General features: G+C 40.0%; 17 protein-coding genes. 11 read left to right on the plus strand and 6 right to left on the minus strand.

Annotated elements, in window-relative coordinates:
- Positions 1-502 precede the first annotated feature (502 nt).
- On the plus strand, positions 503-916 hold the full coding sequence (locus BSAG_RS14800) for a DUF4891 domain-containing protein (RefSeq protein ID WP_004312873.1): 414 nt from the start codon (positions 503-505) through the stop codon (positions 914-916).
- A gap of 53 nt (positions 917-969) precedes the next feature.
- On the opposite strand, the gene BSAG_RS14795 is transcribed toward BSAG_RS14800, so the two are convergent.
- The 3 genes from BSAG_RS14795 to BSAG_RS14785 are packed head-to-tail and all read right to left on the minus strand — an operon-like array spanning position 970 to position 2,711.
- Entirely contained in the window at positions 970-1,248 is a 279-nt protein-coding gene (locus BSAG_RS14795) for a hypothetical protein (RefSeq protein ID WP_004312874.1), read from the minus strand.
- Positions 1,245-2,039: an ABC transporter permease gene (locus tag BSAG_RS14790; protein WP_004312875.1), complete on the minus strand. Its 795-nt coding sequence runs from the start codon at positions 2,037-2,039 to the stop codon at positions 1,245-1,247. The genes BSAG_RS14795 and BSAG_RS14790 overlap by 4 nt, the downstream gene beginning before the upstream one ends.
- Positions 2,040-2,090: 51 nt before the next feature.
- Positions 2,091-2,711 carry an ATP-binding cassette domain-containing protein gene (locus tag BSAG_RS14785; protein WP_004312876.1) on the minus strand — a complete coding sequence of 207 codons (621 nt, stop codon included), beginning with the start codon at positions 2,709-2,711 and terminating at the stop codon, positions 2,091-2,093.
- A gap of 155 nt (positions 2,712-2,866) precedes the next feature.
- On the opposite strand from BSAG_RS14785, the gene BSAG_RS14780 reads away from it, so the two are divergent.
- The 9 genes from BSAG_RS14780 (at position 2,867) to BSAG_RS14740 (ending at position 10,415) form a co-directional block, all read left to right on the plus strand.
- A complete protein-coding gene (locus BSAG_RS14780; RefSeq protein ID WP_004312877.1) occupies positions 2,867-3,778 on the plus strand; it encodes a helix-turn-helix transcriptional regulator in 912 nt (303 codons plus the stop codon).
- Between the two features lie 22 nt (positions 3,779-3,800).
- On the plus strand, positions 3,801-4,040 hold the full coding sequence (locus BSAG_RS14775; RefSeq protein ID WP_004312878.1) for a hypothetical protein: 240 nt from the start codon (positions 3,801-3,803) through the stop codon (positions 4,038-4,040).
- Between the two features lie 369 nt (positions 4,041-4,409).
- Positions 4,410-4,583 (plus strand): hypothetical protein, encoded by a 174-nt coding sequence (locus BSAG_RS25235; protein WP_008640217.1) that lies wholly within the window; start codon positions 4,410-4,412, stop codon positions 4,581-4,583.
- Between the two features lie 501 nt (positions 4,584-5,084).
- Positions 5,085-5,936 carry a hypothetical protein gene (locus tag BSAG_RS14765; RefSeq protein WP_004312880.1) on the plus strand — a complete coding sequence of 284 codons (852 nt, stop codon included), beginning with the start codon at positions 5,085-5,087 and terminating at the stop codon, positions 5,934-5,936.
- A 33-nt stretch (positions 5,937-5,969) separates the two neighbouring features.
- Positions 5,970-6,635: a hypothetical protein gene (locus BSAG_RS14760; protein ID WP_004312881.1), complete on the plus strand. Its 666-nt coding sequence runs from the start codon at positions 5,970-5,972 to the stop codon at positions 6,633-6,635.
- 135 nt (positions 6,636-6,770) lie between these two features.
- The gene (locus BSAG_RS14755; RefSeq protein ID WP_004312882.1) at positions 6,771-7,523 is read left to right on the plus strand and encodes a restriction endonuclease; all 753 of its coding nucleotides are present in this window, start codon (positions 6,771-6,773) and stop codon (positions 7,521-7,523) included.
- Positions 7,524-7,755: 232 nt separating this feature from the next.
- The gene (locus tag BSAG_RS14750) at positions 7,756-8,298 is read left to right on the plus strand and encodes a ferredoxin domain-containing protein (protein WP_004312883.1); all 543 of its coding nucleotides are present in this window, start codon (positions 7,756-7,758) and stop codon (positions 8,296-8,298) included.
- Positions 8,299-8,385: 87 nt separating this feature from the next.
- Positions 8,386-9,501, plus strand: a complete 1,116-nt coding sequence (locus BSAG_RS14745) for an agmatine deiminase family protein (RefSeq protein WP_004312884.1) — start codon at positions 8,386-8,388, stop codon at positions 9,499-9,501.
- A 29-nt stretch (positions 9,502-9,530) separates the two neighbouring features.
- A complete protein-coding gene (locus BSAG_RS14740; RefSeq protein ID WP_004312885.1) occupies positions 9,531-10,415 on the plus strand; it encodes a carbon-nitrogen hydrolase in 885 nt (294 codons plus the stop codon).
- 297 nt (positions 10,416-10,712) lie between these two features.
- Here BSAG_RS14740 and BSAG_RS14735 read toward each other — a convergent pair whose 3' ends face one another.
- From BSAG_RS14735 to BSAG_RS14725, 3 genes are all read right to left on the minus strand, one after another.
- On the minus strand, positions 10,713-11,102 hold the full coding sequence (locus BSAG_RS14735; RefSeq protein ID WP_004312886.1) for a GtrA family protein: 390 nt from the start codon (positions 11,100-11,102) through the stop codon (positions 10,713-10,715).
- On the minus strand, positions 11,099-12,862 hold the full coding sequence (gene aspS, locus BSAG_RS14730) for an aspartate--tRNA ligase (RefSeq protein WP_008017438.1): 1,764 nt from the start codon (positions 12,860-12,862) through the stop codon (positions 11,099-11,101). Before aspS ends, BSAG_RS14735 begins: the two co-directional genes overlap by 4 nt.
- A 108-nt stretch (positions 12,863-12,970) precedes the next feature.
- Positions 12,971-13,996 carry a diacylglycerol/lipid kinase family protein gene (locus tag BSAG_RS14725; RefSeq protein WP_004312888.1) on the minus strand — a complete coding sequence of 342 codons (1,026 nt, stop codon included), beginning with the start codon at positions 13,994-13,996 and terminating at the stop codon, positions 12,971-12,973.
- Between the two features lie 220 nt (positions 13,997-14,216).
- Here BSAG_RS14725 and spt point away from each other — a divergent pair, with 220 nt between their 5' ends.
- Positions 14,217-15,401, plus strand: a complete 1,185-nt coding sequence (gene spt, locus BSAG_RS14720; RefSeq protein WP_004312889.1) for a serine palmitoyltransferase — start codon at positions 14,217-14,219, stop codon at positions 15,399-15,401.
- Positions 15,402-15,435 lie beyond the last annotated feature (34 nt).

The raw sequence follows: 15,435 nt of genomic DNA on the forward strand, positions 1-15,435 counted from the left end.
TTTGGCCGGACGACCGTTGACGGCACAGTATAGCGGGGAGAAAGCTTCTTCAAAACGGCGCCAGTCTATCTTATTGGCAAGCAGGTATAAGGGATGCCTGGGATTCAGCTGGTCTGTCAAAGAGCTGAACAAGGAGGGCTGAGGGGTGGTCTTGTTTATCATAATAATCTGCAAGTTTTCAACCATAAAGATACAAAAACTTGCAGATATATCAAAGCAATTTATATATTAATATGTTGATTATTAGGCGTAAAAGCACATTCTAAGGGGCGACTAACTATATCTACATCAGTTTCAGATTAAACAATTGATTTCATTTTTCAGTTTTATCAATAGGCAAAAGGCAAAGAGAGTGTATATTCTTTTTGCCTTTTGCCTGTTTTCATCGGACAAATATGGATAAAAATCAGTGCCGGAATAAAAACTAATTATAAAATTCTGCGTAAAACTTCCGTTATTTATTGAAAATCTGTATTTTTACTTCCACTAAATAATAAATACGATGAAAACAATTCTGACTCTACTGTTGCTGATAGTCGTGACGGCCTCCTGTCAACTCAAAAAGAGTGATAATACGGAAACGGCTGTAGCCGAGTCTACAGAAATTGACAATGCCGAAGATTGCACGGCAGATACGGTCAAAGCTACTGCTATCTTCTGGATTGATAAAGCAGAAACCAAACACTGCAAAGAGTACGGCTTTCGTACCATCAAAGCCCATGTGCTCATTCGTGAAGATGGAAAGGTCGATTTGATGTCATTCGTCAAAAAACAATCCCCGGCTGTAGAGACGTACATACGCCATCATCTTTCCAAATTTAAAGTGTCGGAAAAGATGTTTGAAGGCGGGTATGTGCAACCCGGAGAACAATTCGTGCAGCTTCGCTGCTTATGGGGAATGTTGAAAGGCAAGTAATCAATGTGCTCACAACCGGAGCTAAAAGCAAAGATACCCCGTTGTCTTAGCGTCTATCTTTCGCTTTTCATCTGTACTTTGTTTTTCAGCGCATACCGTTCGTCTACCACCCTGTCGGTAGGAAAGAAAGTAAAAATAAGCCGCCACTCTCCTTCTTTATAGATAAATTTACGCCCGCTGGCTCCACGAAGAATTACTTTGTGCTTTTCCCGCAGGAACGATTCGATATGTTCCGGCATTTCAGTGCCGGATGCCGAAAACTCCACTGTTATAAAAAAATGCGGAATAGAAGTTTCAGCCACTTTACGGAATATCTGATCGGTAATTGTCATTTTCGGGGTTCTTTGGTTACCTCTAATAATTTCCCATATGCGTCAAAAGATCGGCGAGAAGCCAATGAAATAGTAATCATCAGCGACAGCATAGATGCCGTAAAAGTAATCACCATAATCATCATCTGATACTTGATGGCAACATTCGGACTGCTTCCTCCCAGAATTTGTCCGATCATTGTGCCGGGAAGAGCAACCAATCCCATCACGGAAATGTTCGCAATCAGCGGACTGAAGGATTTAATAATGGCCTGTCGGATAAATGGAGCCTGCGCTTCCTGCCTTGTTGCTCCGTTCCCCAGTAAATAACGGTACAACTGTTGCTCACGTTTCAATCCGCTATAATACGTATTCAAAGCTATCACATTGCTCGAAAGCATATTACCCATCAGGATACCGAATATCGGAATAAAGTATTGGGCGCTAAATATATTGTCCAATTGAAGAACAATACCGATAAAGTACAAGCCTACCAGTACAACACTACAAAGAAATCCTACCGTAATAGGGATTAATAAGATACGATGTTTCAACTGGGTACGCACCAGTGCTGTCTGTCCGGCTACGAATATCATAATTATCACCCAAAGGAAGTTAATCCAGGGATTGTTCCATAAAAAGAGATATTTCAGATACATGCCGATAAAGAACAGTTGGATAATCATCCGTACTGTACCAATCAGGGCAGGTTTCAGTAGTCCCGTTTTAAACTTCCAAAGATAAAAGAACGGGATGGCAAGCAGAAGCAAGCCTATAAAAAGATTATAATATGATATATCAATCGTTCCCACAGTGTATTCTTAACAATTCTATCCGATTCGTATTAGAGTTCTCTCCAATCGTTACAATTCTATTAAATAATGACAACCCGAAGCAAAGTCCTTATCATGCGATACGGCCAGCACTGCTGTTCCCCTTTCCGCCTGTCGCCGGAAGAAAGACAAGACCCTACCGGTCGAATCGGCATCCAAAGCAGAAGTAGGTTCGTCTATAATAATCAGAGGTTTATTGAGCATAGCGGCTACAGCAAGCATGATGCGTTGACGCTGACCGCCCGACACTTCATTCACTCTCTTGGTATATAATTCATGTTCCAGTCCCAATTCATCAAAACAGGCAAAAAGCCTTTCTTCCGAAAAAGGGACAGAACGGTTCACTTTCAGTCCGAACGGGAGAGCTACCATCTCTTTCACCCATTCGAAAGGCAATGCCAATTCCTGGGGAATCCATGCAATCTGCCGCCTGACTGTATCAATAGTCGATTTATCCAGTACCATTCCTCCTATCCTGATTATCCCTTCTTTCAACGGAACAAAACCCATTATCGCATTCAGTAACGAAGTCTTTCCACAGCCAGATTGTCCTACAATACAGGCAGTTTCTCCCCTTTCCAATTTCATATTAAAACCGGAAACAAGAACCTCTGTCCCAAAAGCAATACAAATGTTCTCAATATGTAGCATTTAATCGTACCTTTTGAAAATTTCACCAAAAGTATAAAAAAACAAGGGCATACGTATCAAAATCCCTTTGTTTTCTTAGAAATTTTCTTAGAACGACATGTTTTGTCGTCACGTGACATTATCTTTGCTCTTGATAATTAAAATTAATACCAAATATGGGCAAGAAACGGGAAGGAATGCAACGAATGCTGGTCATTATCAATAAATTAAAAGGACCTCAACAGTATGTGCCACGTAAAGAATTGGAGAACTACGTGACACATCGCATGGAAGAACGAGATGGAACACCTGTAGACATAAGAACTTTGCAGCGAGACTTCAAAGATATAGAAGATCTATTTGGTATCCGCATCTGTTTTGATAAGAAACAAAACGGTTATTATATCAATGAGGAAGACGATTTGAAAAAGGAGCAGTACGAACGGCTTCTGCTAAACTTCGACCTATTGAATGCTTTGGACAAAATTTCCAACCTACACACCTATGTTCTTGCCGAACATCATCGACCAAACGACAGTGAATGTCTTCCGGCATTGATAAAAGCCATTAAATTCTTTCACCCGGTAGAATTCAGTTATATTTATGTACGTGAAGGAGACAAAGTACGCAAAAAGAAAGTCTTACCTTATTATCTGAAAGAAGACCAGCAAAGATGGTATCTCCTCGCCTATGACAACAACATATTAAAAACTTTCAATATAGACTGTATCCGCAATCTCCAAATCCTTTATGAGGAAACCTTCAAAAGGAATATGAATATTGATGCAAACAACTTATTTAAAGACAGCTACGGCATCTGGAATCAGACAGATATTCCAGTAGAAAATATTGAACTAAGCTATAGTGCATTAGATGGTAGTTTCTTGAAATCGATTCCTTTGCATCATTCACAAGAAATCATTACGGACAATGAGATGGAATTTCGAATCAGATTACGCCTTCGTATTACTAATGATTTTGTAATGGCATTGCTCTCACGTAGTAGTTCACTTACAGTAATTGAACCGTTACATCTTCGGGAACGAATACGGAGAATTTATGAGGAAGCAATAAAAAGACATTTATAATATAACGTTTAACATTAAAACTATGAATCTATTTAAAGCATTATTTGGTAGCAGTTTTTTTCAGCAAGAAATGAAACGTAATCAACAATATCGCGACAACTATGCCTGCTGCGATGATATTGACGTAAATATTGATCTTGCAGAAGAAATTGAAAACGAAACACAGAATGAAAAACTGGTTTTGTCTGACTATATACCTGAATCTTATTTATATGACAATGAGAATAGAGAAATGGATGATGAGATAGATTTGATAGAGTAAGAAACGAAGACTATACTTAAACCTAAAAAAACAATACCCTAGAGTGTTATATTGCAAAATATATCTATATTTGCACTGTCATCATAAGCAATTATATGACATTACATTTTATTAGATGAAAGTGTTTTGCTTTTATCCTTATTCGGGAAATCTGGTAAATTTCAAAAGGAACAGGGATAACAATAACACTCATCACTTGTATTTTCGTATGTGTTACCTATGCGCATATCTATACAAGTGTGGGGTATTGTTTATTTGTTCCTTAGGTTTACCAGAACCTCCCGATAGATAAACAGACGACTCCACACTTTCTTTTTTATGTATAACCTCATTTTAGGGAGTCGAAATGATATTATAAATAGGATGTTTATGGAAAAAATTTCGGCAATTCCCAAACCTGAAATTGGAGTTAGAATTCTTCTTTCCCAAGAAGTTGGTGTAAAAAAACACAATGAAGATTTTTTAATTCTAACAGTACTATTCTGTTTATTCATGTTATGTTGGATATTTGCGTTTTTAAATTTTATAGGAATAGATGTTTAATAATATAAACTTTGATTATATGGAAAACAATAATGAAATAAAAAAGATTGATTCTTCAATGGTTGAATGTCCCTTTTGTAAGAATGTGATAGAAGCTCCTTCTAAACCGGACGTTATATTCAAATGTCCCAAATGTTATAAGGAGCTTATTACTTATGATAAAAGTAATGAGCCTACACTAAATTATTCACAAAATTCCACAACTCTCAATTGTAAAAATATGTCCTTAATTTATTGTAAAGATTGCGGGAAGCAAATATCAGATAGTGCTTCAAACTGTCCATTCTGTGGTTGTTCACAAAATAACATCCCATCTAATAATAACGAAATTAGTCTAAGTTATCTGTTCGTCAGCTTCTTAATACCACTGATTGGTCTGATTTTGTGCTTTACTTCATGGAATCGCCATGAAGGAAAAACAAAATCTGCTTTGATAGGTACATTAGTCGGAATCATATTTACAGCAATACTTTATTCTATTATCTAAACATATTCATTCTCATGAATAATTCTGATAAGTTCATTTTATTTAGTATCATAGTTATAATAGGATTACTAATCATCTGGGGTGTTTCTTTTCAGAAAGATTATCTCCCTGAATTCAATCCCAATGCAAGTGAAGAACAAAAGACAAACTGGATTAAGGCAAAAACAAAAGAATATATTAAAAACAATTTGTACAATAATGAAGAATATATAGCATTAAAATGGGAAGGAAGTGGTTATACTGATGATTTAGGTCATACAACTACGTATAGCACTTTTCATATACCTTCCGTTGAATGGAATACATTGCGCCTTTCACATACATTCAAAATAATCAATAAAAAAGGTTGTGAATCTCATTATTGTAAACATATTGAATTTGACAAAAAAGGGAATATTACAAATTTTGTCAATCGTATTGATGGAGAAGATTATACAGGGATAGAACAAATTACAGGTATGATACAAGGTCCATTAAGAAATAGTAATAACGAGGAGCTTATAATATGGGGAGAGGATATAGTAAGAAAACATATTTCAGAAAATCTGAATAACTCACAAAAATATATTCCTATAGAATGGACACTATATACAAAATTAACTTTAGAACGAAAAGTCTTTGATGCGTTGGATTTTACATTTTCTTCTATTAAACAAGTTGCTGATTTTCATCCTAACTGGATACACGCAGCATTATGTATTGAGCATAAATATATAATAGAAGGAAGAGATGGATATAAGCAAACAAAGCACAGCGTATTCATAATATCTCCCAAAGGAAAAGTTAAAGAAGTTTCCTACGGATATTTCTCTATTAGTAAAAGTGCAGAGGAACAGTACAAGCTATTATTTACCAATTTTTATTGATATAGAATTTGTCATGCTTTAATATTATTGTTTATGAGAAAGTATATTTTTTTATTCCTGCTTTTATGTTTTACAACAAATGTTTTAGGACAAAATACGGAAAGTTCTCAAACGGAACAACATCAATTAGTTGAATGGTCAAAAAACTGTATCAAGGAGTTTTTCAATGCAGTATCATTATCGGATACTCTCATTCATGAACCTATTGAATGGATCTTAATTGTGCAAGACGCACGTTATCCCATAAAATTGAAAATGGAGGAGCAAAAAACAGACACACTTCGCGGTTGTATAAAACTTCTTGATAGCAGAGGAGTGTTTGACCAATATTTTGAAATATCAGAAGCCCCTGATGCATTTATAGCTGTATCATTGGTTCATAATATAAAATCCAAACGTACAGGTTTAAAAGTAGAATCAGGTGAAATTACATTCGTTCTTGATAATAAAGGAAAGGTATTGGAAATCAAGGACTATGTTAGACCTATGGCAATACGCCAAATGACGACAATGCTAGTGCTTGATAAGACAAAGCAACTATTAGCTGAAAACTTAGGTAAGGATATATTAAAGTTGGAATGGAAATTTCAATCTGATACTCAAAACTGGGTATTAGAAAATGATAATAAAATTATTTACCGATTGACACCTCTTGAAATTATCTATTTTGCTCAAAAATTTATGAGAAAAAGAAATTAGATTTATTTCTATTCAATCAATAGTTCGTTAAACATTTCCTTAACACTTATGCTACGTAAAGAATTGGAGAACTACATGACACATCACATAGAAGAACGAAAACATAACTTTCATCATTAAACTAATTTTATTTATATGAAACCAAGAGAATATGAAGAGTATATCCGAGAATTATTCAATAAACAAGGATATACCACTGAATTAACTCCACAAAGCGGAGATTATGGAATTGATATTTTTGCCACAAAAGGAAGGGAAAAGATAGCGATTCAAGTAAAAATGTACGGAAACTCTAGAAAAGTAAATAGAAGCATGATAATGGAGTTACATGGTGCAAAAGATTATTTTGGATGCAATAAAGCTATTTTAGTTACCAATGGAGAAATCATGCCTGATGCTATAGAAGTAGCCAACCGTCTACAAATAGATTTGCAAATAATTGATTATCCTGACAAAACAACCAAAACAGCAGAAGGTACCCTTTATTCATCAGCCTCCCCCAAAAAAGTACAAGATATAGAATCTAAGAGCTCAAACATTTTTTTTACCAATGAGGAATACACGTTCGATTCCATTTGGGAAACATACATTATGCCACTCAAAGGGAAAACTTTGTATAATAACCGAGGAAAAGAAAATATAATCACAAACGTAGATTGGGCAGGAATAACAAGAATAACCTCACAAGGAAACCCAGGTAAAATTGAAATAGAACATTTCAAAAATGCCATTAAAATACTATTAAAAAAAGGAGAAATCACTCGGGATTATATCAACCAGAATTGCGTAAAACGAGCTTCTTCCGGTATTGTATTAATCTTGTCACAAGTACCATTCTTTAAGTTGGATGAAAACCCCTTAAGACTTACTTTTAAGTTGAAAGAATAAGTTTTACTTTCAAAAATGACAGTATCATACCTTGAAAAATGAACTTTAAGCGTAAGCACTCAGCCTGTTTCCTCTTTGATAAAATGAGATATTCGATGCGAAGGTTACGGACAGTGAAAGTGTAAACTACGAAAGTGTAAAGAAGCGATTTTCCCTTTTTTCTTTCATCGTTTAATGTAAAGTTTTCCAATTTTGATCTATCTTTGCCTCACTAATTAATTCAAGAAAAGTTATGATACTGAACGAAAGAGATGCCCGTCATGAGCATGTATTACAAGTAGCCCGCCAGATGATGACGGCTGCGCGTACTGCTCCGAAAGGAAAAGGAATCGATATTATCGAAGTGGCCCTAATCACAGATGAAGAGATTAAACAACTATCGGACACTATGATAGCTATGGTAGAAGAACACGGAATGAAATTTTTCCTTCGTGATGCCGACAACATCTTAAGTGCCGAATGTGTTGTATTGATAGGAACACGCGAGCAGACACAAGGCTTAAACTGCGGTCATTGCGGCTTCACCACCTGCGACGGACGTACAGAAGGAGTTCCCTGCGCATTGAACAGCATAGACGTAGGTATCGCCATAGGTTCCGCCTGCGCTACTGCCGCCGATTTGCGTGTAGACACACGTGTGATGTTCTCCGCCGGGCTGGCAGCACAACGCCTGAACTGGCTGAAAGACTGCAAGATGGTAATGGCCATTCCTGTAAGTGCATCTTCTAAGAATCCGTTCTTTGACCGGAAGCCAAAGCAAGAAACGAATTCATAATAATACGTAATGATGCGTAACAGGCACACTGACGACTGACGCAGACAATAAACTGATTTTATAAATAACTAAATAGATAATAGTCTAATGGGAATCATGGTTGGACTTCCCAGCCCAAGTGGCTCGGAGAAAGATTTGCAGTTGAATTTCGGCAAAAACATGACCGTGCAGGTAGAAATGAGAGCACCTCATTTGCCCGCCGAATGGCATACGCAGAGTGGTATACAGTTGACATGGCCACACACCGGTACAGACTGGGCATACATGCTGGCAGAAGTGCAAGAGTGTTTTATAAACATAGCCAGGGAAATAGCGAAGCGAGAGTTACTATTGATTGTCACCCCCGAACCGGAAGAAGTGAAAAAACAGATAGCCGCTACCGTCAACATGAACAACGTCCGCTTTCTGGAATGTGCCACCAATGACACATGGGCACGCGACCACGGAGCCATCACCATGATAGACACCGGCACCCCTTCCCTGCTCGACTTTACATTCAACGGCTGGGGACTGAAATTTGCTTCCGAACTGGATAATCAAATCACCAAACAAGCGGTAGAAGCCGGAGCCTTGAAAGGCCAGTATATAGACCGTCTCGACTTCGTTCTCGAAGGAGGCTCCATCGAAAGCGACGGAATGGGCACACTGCTCACTACCTCCGAATGTCTGCTTTCTCCCCAGCGGAACGGGCGACTGAACCAAGTAGAGATAGAAGAATACCTGAAATCAACCTTCCACCTGCAAAAGGTTCTTTGGTTAGACCACGGCTATCTTGCCGGCGACGACACTGACAGCCACATCGACACTTTGGCACGTTTCTGTTCTACCGACACCATTGCTTACGTAAAATGCGATGACAAAGAAGACGAACACTACCAAGCATTACTCGCAATGGAGGAACAACTGAAAACATTCCGCACCTTAGCAGGAGAACCCTATCGCCTGTTAGCCTTACCGATGGCGGACAAGATCGAAGAAGACGGCGAACGCCTACCCGCAACTTACGCCAACTTCCTGATTATGAACGAAGTGATTCTCTACCCGACATACCATCAGCCGGCAAATGACCAAAAAGCAAGAGAAGTGTTACAACAAGCATTTCCAGGCCATCAGATAATCGGAATAGACTGCCGTGCCCTGATTAAGCAACACGGTTCCCTGCATTGTGTCACCATGCAATACCCATTGGGAGTTATAAAATAACGAATGAATCAACCAAGTAATTATTCATCATGAAAAAGATAAAAGTCGGAATCATCCAACAATCCAATACCGCAGATATTCGGGTCAACCTGATGAACCTCGCAAAGAGTATCGAGGCTTGCGCTGCTCACGGTGCGCAACTGATTGTGCTTCAAGAGTTACACAATTCACTTTATTTCTGCCAAACAGAAAACACCAACCTGTTTGATCTGGCTGAACCCATTCCCGGACCATCCACAGGCTTTTATTCCGAGTTGGCAGCCGCCAATAAAGTAGTCCTTGTCACCTCTCTTTTTGAGAAACGTGCCCCCGGACTATATCATAACACCGCTGTTGTGTTCGACCGCGACGGAAGCATTGCGGGTAAATACCGGAAAATGCATATTCCCGATGATCCGGCTTACTACGAAAAATTCTATTTCACTCCCGGAGACATCGGTTTTGAACCCATTCAAACCTCTTTAGGAAAGCTGGGCGTACTGGTATGCTGGGATCAATGGTATCCGGAAGCTGCCCGCCTGATGGCACTGAAAGGTGCGGAACTTTTAATTTATCCTACTGCCATCGGCTGGGAAAGCAGTGACACGGACGACGAAAAAGCCCGCCAACTTAACGCCTGGATTATTTCGCAGTGTGCCCATGCCGTTGCCAATGGTCTTCCTGTTATCTCCGTCAACCGTGTAGGACACGAGCCCGATCCTTCCGGACAGACAAACGGCATCCTATTTTGGGGAAACAGTTTCGTAGCAGGACCGCAAGGAGAATTCCTGGCACAAGCCGGAAACGATCATCCGGAAAACATGGTAGTGGAAATAGATATGGAACGCTCGGAAAACGTCCGCTGCTGGTGGCCTTTCCTCCGTGATCGCCGGATTGACGAATACGAAGGGCTTACCAAACGCTTCCTCGATTAAAGTTCAATGCAGAAGTTCCCCAATAAAGTTCACTCCCAAAGACATAAGAGAGGATATTTATAAATATCACAACAAAAAAAAGGAGCCGTCTAACGAATTCTAAATATTGAAAATCACCCACGCTACAGATAGTTATAGCGTGGGTGAAATTATTAATGAGGGACTTGTCAGACAGTCCCTATTATATTTATTATGTGGGAAATGTCCCTGCTACAGTAAGGAAATAAGAAGGGCACAGAGTCAAAATCTAAATTTAAAACTCTGTGCCCTTTCTATATATTATATTTAATAACTATTTCATTGAAAAGTTATTTTCTTGTTGGCTAGGAAATTAGCTCCTCCATAAATAAACAATCCCAGAAATTGAGCCAGATATTCATTCATGTCCAGTCCTTCTACCAATAAGATAAGAAATAAAAACTGTGCGGTGTAAGCCACGGCAAAAGCAGAACAAAAGAGCAGTATCTGTTTCCAGATACTATTCTTTTTATTTTCTACGGGGAATATCCAGTATTTGCACCAGAGAAAGTTATGGATTTGAGCTATCAGATACGCTGTTATATTAGCCACCATATAGTCGCCGTCAAATGACATTTCTTTCATCATTAACCATACAACCAACGCCATAATCAAAGCGTTCATTGTACCGATGACTATAAAACGGAATATGCGTACAGATTCTTTCACTCGCCCTCTTTCAAATCTACGATCAAATTCAGTTCATCAAGCTGGCTCTGGTCGATTGCAGAGGGTGCGTCCAACATCACATCACGTCCGGAATTATTTTTCGGGAACGCAATACAGTCGCGTATAGAATCCAATCCTGCAAACAAAGACACCCAACGGTCGAGTCCGTATGCCAAACCACCGTGAGGAGGCGCACCATACTTAAAGGCATTCATCAGGAAACCAAACTGTGCCTCTGCCTTCTCCGGAGTGAATCCAAGAATCTCGAACATCTTCGCCTGCAATTTCGCATCGTGGATACGGATAGATCCGCCGCCAACTTCCACACCGTTGATTACCATATCGTATGCATCTGCACGTACAGCTGCCGGATCAGTGTCCAACATCGGAATATCTTCCTCTTTCGGATGAGTAAACGGATGATGCATAGCCATCAGGCGTCCTTCCTCTTCACTCCATTCGAACATCGGGAAGTCAATCACCCAAAGGCAAACAAACTTATTTTTATCACGCAATCCCAGTTGAGCACCCATTTCCAGACGAAGCTCGCAAAGTTGTTTACGTGTTTTCATTACATCGTCGCCAGACAGAATCAGAATCAAATCACCCGGTTTAGCTCCGAATGCATCTTTCATTTGCTGGAGCACCTCCTGCGTATAGAATTTATCTACACTCGATTTCACCGTTCCGTCGGCTTCCACACGGGCATAAACCATTCCTTTCGCACCAATCTGCGGTTTCTTTACAAATTCGGTCAATGCATCCAGTTGCTTACGGGTATAAGTCGCAGCACCTTCGGCGCAGATACCGCCCACATAAGCCGCATTATCGAATACAGAGAATCCGTGACCTTTCATGATATCCATCAGTTCCACGAATTTCATGCCGAAACGCAAATCCGGTTTATCGCTACCATAATATTTCATGGCGTCCGCCCAAGACATACGTTGGAATGGTTCATTCAGTTCCACACCACGAAGAGTCTTAAACAAATGTTTAGCCATTCCTTCGAAAGTAGTGATAATATCTTCTTGCTCAACGAAGCTCATTTCACAGTCGATCTGTGTAAATTCCGGCTGACGATCGGCACGTAAGTCCTCGTCGCGGAAACATTTCGCAATCTGGAAATAACGGTCGAAACCGGAAACCATCAACAACTGTTTCAAGGTCTGCGGAGACTGCGGAAGTGCGTAGAACTGTCCCGGATTCATACGTGACGGCACCACAAAGTCGCGTGCGCCTTCAGGAGTAGAACCGATCAAAACGGGCGTTTCCACTTCGATGAAACCCAGACTATCCAGATATTTGCGAACTTCAATTGTCATTTTATGACGCAGTTCCAAATTGGAACGTACAGCGTTACGGCGTAAATCCAGATAACGGTATTTCATGCGGATATCATCACCCCCATCCGTGTTATCTTCGATAGTGAACGGAGGAGTCATGGCAGTATTTAGTACGTTCAGTTCGGAAACAATGATTTCAATGTCTCCGGTAGGAATGTTTGCATTCTTGCTGAAACGTTCATTAACCGTTCCTGTCACTTGAATGACGAACTCACGTCCCAATTTATTAGCACGTTCACAGAGTTCAGCATTAATTTCTTCATTAAAAACCAATTGGGTAATTCCGTAACGGTCGCGAAGGTCAATGAAAGTCATCCCTCCCATCTTACGGCTGCGCTGTACCCATCCGGACAGCGTGACTTGCTTGTTTACATCAGAGATTCTAAGTTCTCCACATGTGTGCGTTCTAAACATATATTTTTTATTTAAACGATTATCACTCGCGTTTTTATTTTGATCGAACCAAAACTGCGCAAAAGTACGCAATAATTTGTAATTCGGTGTCAGTAATCCGTTATTTTATCAGACTTTCTTTGTCAGCTTTTTCAATATTTTCTTGTTTCTATCTGTTATATTGTCGACGATGGCTTCATTCATCAATTTGATGCCATTCATATATTCCTGCGCTCTTTGGAGCACATTGGCTGCGTCCTTTTCCGATGCTCGTGGCACTACCACGCGCAATCCTCTTTGAATCAGTTGAATATTTACATTGGCATCCGTTTCCATGGGGTCACCATCAAAATGCACGACGCCCGGAGTAGTCCGGCGGATGCACAACTGCTTGCAGCGGAAAGTCTTGATACGGCTATTCTGATCGATTGTTTTATTGAATAATTGAAAGGCCAATGAAGGAACGTCCAATACGGTGAACGGTTCGAGAATAGTCACATCCAGCAAACCATCTGTCAGAGTGGCTTGCGGTGCGATATAAGCATTGTTTCCATATTGCGACGCGTTTCCGCAGGCAATCAGGAAGGCTTTATACTTGGAGACTCCGTTTTCCGTTTCCAGTTCGTACGTTTCCGGCTCATATTTAAGACTTTCCTGCAGGGTTTTCTCCAGATAAGTCAATAGCCCCCGTTTACCGGCATGCGCAAACTTCAGACTGACAAACGCGTCGAACCCCACTCCGCAAGTGCAGAAAAAATCCGTACCGTTGATCTTACCATAATCTATCACATCCATGCAACCTTCGTTCAGCACTTCCAATGCTCTCTTCGGTTCCATCGGTATATGCAGATGCCTCGCCAGTCCATTGCCCGATCCGCAGGGAATAATTCCCAGCGCGGTATCAGTATGCACCAACGAACGAGCTATTTCATTGATTGTTCCATCCCCACCAATAGCCACTACTATATCTGTTTTCTCTTCGGCAGCTTTGGCAGCTATTTCTACTGCATGACCGGCTCTTTCCGTATACACTACTTCCCAAGAGTATCTCGCCTTGTCTATTTTTTCGTCCAGCAAGTTAAGAATCAATTCTTTACTTTGTGTTCCCGAAATAGGATTGACGACGAATTTTATTTTTTTCATTCTTTCGTTCATGCTATTCTTGTCGATTGTAGACGACAAAAGTAATATAAATATCTTAAATTTTAATCTATTAGAGGTTTCTAATCATACGAGAGCAACTTTTTTCTCTTAAAAAGAACAGATAAAAGCAAATTTTGTTATCTTTGCCCCCTGTTTTTAAACACTTGTTAAGATAAAAGGATGTAAGATCGTCAGCGAACGATTTGAGTATGAGTATAATAAATTATAATTCATGGGATTATTACAAGAGAAGTTAGCTAAGTACGACCTGCCACAAAAGTTTATGGCACAGGGCGTTTACCCATATTTCCGTGAGATAGAAGGAAAGCAGGGTACAGAGGTAGAAATGGGCGGACACGAAGTGTTGATGTTCGGTTCCAATGCATACACTGGCCTTACGGGAGATGAAAGAGTGATTGAAGCTGGTATCAATGCCATGCATAAATATGGTTCCGGTTGCGCAGGCTCGCGCTTCTTGAATGGTACGCTTGACCTGCATGTTCAGTTGGAAAAAGAACTGGCTGCCTTTGTAGGCAAAGATGAAGCGCTCTGCTTCTCAACCGGTTTTACGGTGAATTCCGGAGTTATTCCTGCTTTGACAGACCGCAATGATTATATCATTTGCGATGACCGCGACCACGCATCTATCGTAGATGGACGTCGTCTCTCCTTCTCTCAACAATTAAAATATAAGCATAACGATATGGCGGATCTGGAAAAGCAACTTCAAAAGTGCAATCCGGATTCAGTGAAACTAATCATAGTGGACGGTGTGTTCTCTATGGAAGGTGACTTGGCAAACTTGCCCGAAATCGTACGCTTGAAACATAAATACAACGCTACTATCATGGTAGACGAAGCTCACGGCTTGGGCGTATTCGGAAAACAAGGACGTGGCGTCTGCGACCATTTCGGTCTGACTCACGAGGTTGATTTGATTATGGGTACTTTCAGTAAGTCACTGGCTTCTATCGGCGGATTTATCGCCGCTGATTCTTCTATCATCAACTGGTTACGTCACAACGCACGTACTTATATTTTCAGTGCATCCAACACTCCGGCTGCTACTGCATCTGCTCTCGAAGCTCTCCACATCATCCAAAATGAACCGGAAAGACTTGAAGCATTGTGGGAAGCTACCAACTATGCATTGAAACGTTTCCGTGAAGCTGGCTTTGAAATCGGTGCAACAGAATCACCTATCATCCCTCTTTACGTACGTGACACGGAAAAAACGTTTATGGTTACCAAATTAGCTTTTGATGAAGGTGTATTCATCAATCCGGTTATTCCGCCGGCATGTGCACCGCAAGATACTTTGGTACGTGTGGCATTAATGGCTACTCATACAAAAGATCAAATAGACCGTGCTGTAGAAAAGCTAGTTAAGGCATTTAAAGCATTGGATCTTTTATAATCTACGAAAAATATATCACTCATTATTGGGTGAA

Source organism: Bacteroides sp. D1, from assembly GCF_000157095.2.
In the GTDB taxonomy this organism is placed as follows: Bacteria; Bacteroidota; Bacteroidia; order Bacteroidales; family Bacteroidaceae; genus Bacteroides; species Bacteroides xylanisolvens.

Excerpts from the sequence above, each read along its gene's own strand:
- BSAG_RS14745 (WP_004312884.1), top strand. The coding sequence starts at position 8,386 with ATGGGAATCATGGTTGGACTTCCCAGCCCAAGTGGCTCGGAGAAAGAT.
- BSAG_RS14765 (WP_004312880.1), top strand. The coding sequence starts at position 5,085 with ATGAATAATTCTGATAAGTTCATTTTATTTAGTATCATAGTTATAATA.
- BSAG_RS14760 (WP_004312881.1), top strand. The coding sequence starts at position 5,970 with ATGAGAAAGTATATTTTTTTATTCCTGCTTTTATGTTTTACAACAAAT.
- BSAG_RS14775 (WP_004312878.1), top strand. The coding sequence starts at position 3,801 with ATGAATCTATTTAAAGCATTATTTGGTAGCAGTTTTTTTCAGCAAGAA.
- spt (WP_004312889.1), top strand. The coding sequence starts at position 14,217 with ATGGGATTATTACAAGAGAAGTTAGCTAAGTACGACCTGCCACAAAAG.
- BSAG_RS25235 (WP_008640217.1), top strand. The coding sequence starts at position 4,410 with ATGGAAAAAATTTCGGCAATTCCCAAACCTGAAATTGGAGTTAGAATT.
- aspS (WP_008017438.1), bottom strand. The coding sequence starts at position 12,862 with ATGTTTAGAACGCACACATGTGGAGAACTTAGAATCTCTGATGTAAAC.
- BSAG_RS14750 (WP_004312883.1), top strand. The coding sequence starts at position 7,756 with ATGATACTGAACGAAAGAGATGCCCGTCATGAGCATGTATTACAAGTA.
- BSAG_RS14785 (WP_004312876.1), bottom strand. The coding sequence starts at position 2,711 with ATGCTACATATTGAGAACATTTGTATTGCTTTTGGGACAGAGGTTCTT.
- BSAG_RS14780 (WP_004312877.1), top strand. The coding sequence starts at position 2,867 with ATGGGCAAGAAACGGGAAGGAATGCAACGAATGCTGGTCATTATCAAT.
- BSAG_RS14725 (WP_004312888.1), bottom strand. The coding sequence starts at position 13,996 with ATGAACGAAAGAATGAAAAAAATAAAATTCGTCGTCAATCCTATTTCG.
- BSAG_RS14800 (WP_004312873.1), top strand. The coding sequence starts at position 503 with ATGAAAACAATTCTGACTCTACTGTTGCTGATAGTCGTGACGGCCTCC.
- BSAG_RS14795 (WP_004312874.1), bottom strand. The coding sequence starts at position 1,248 with ATGACAATTACCGATCAGATATTCCGTAAAGTGGCTGAAACTTCTATT.
- BSAG_RS14755 (WP_004312882.1), top strand. The coding sequence starts at position 6,771 with ATGAAACCAAGAGAATATGAAGAGTATATCCGAGAATTATTCAATAAA.
- BSAG_RS14740 (WP_004312885.1), top strand. The coding sequence starts at position 9,531 with ATGAAAAAGATAAAAGTCGGAATCATCCAACAATCCAATACCGCAGAT.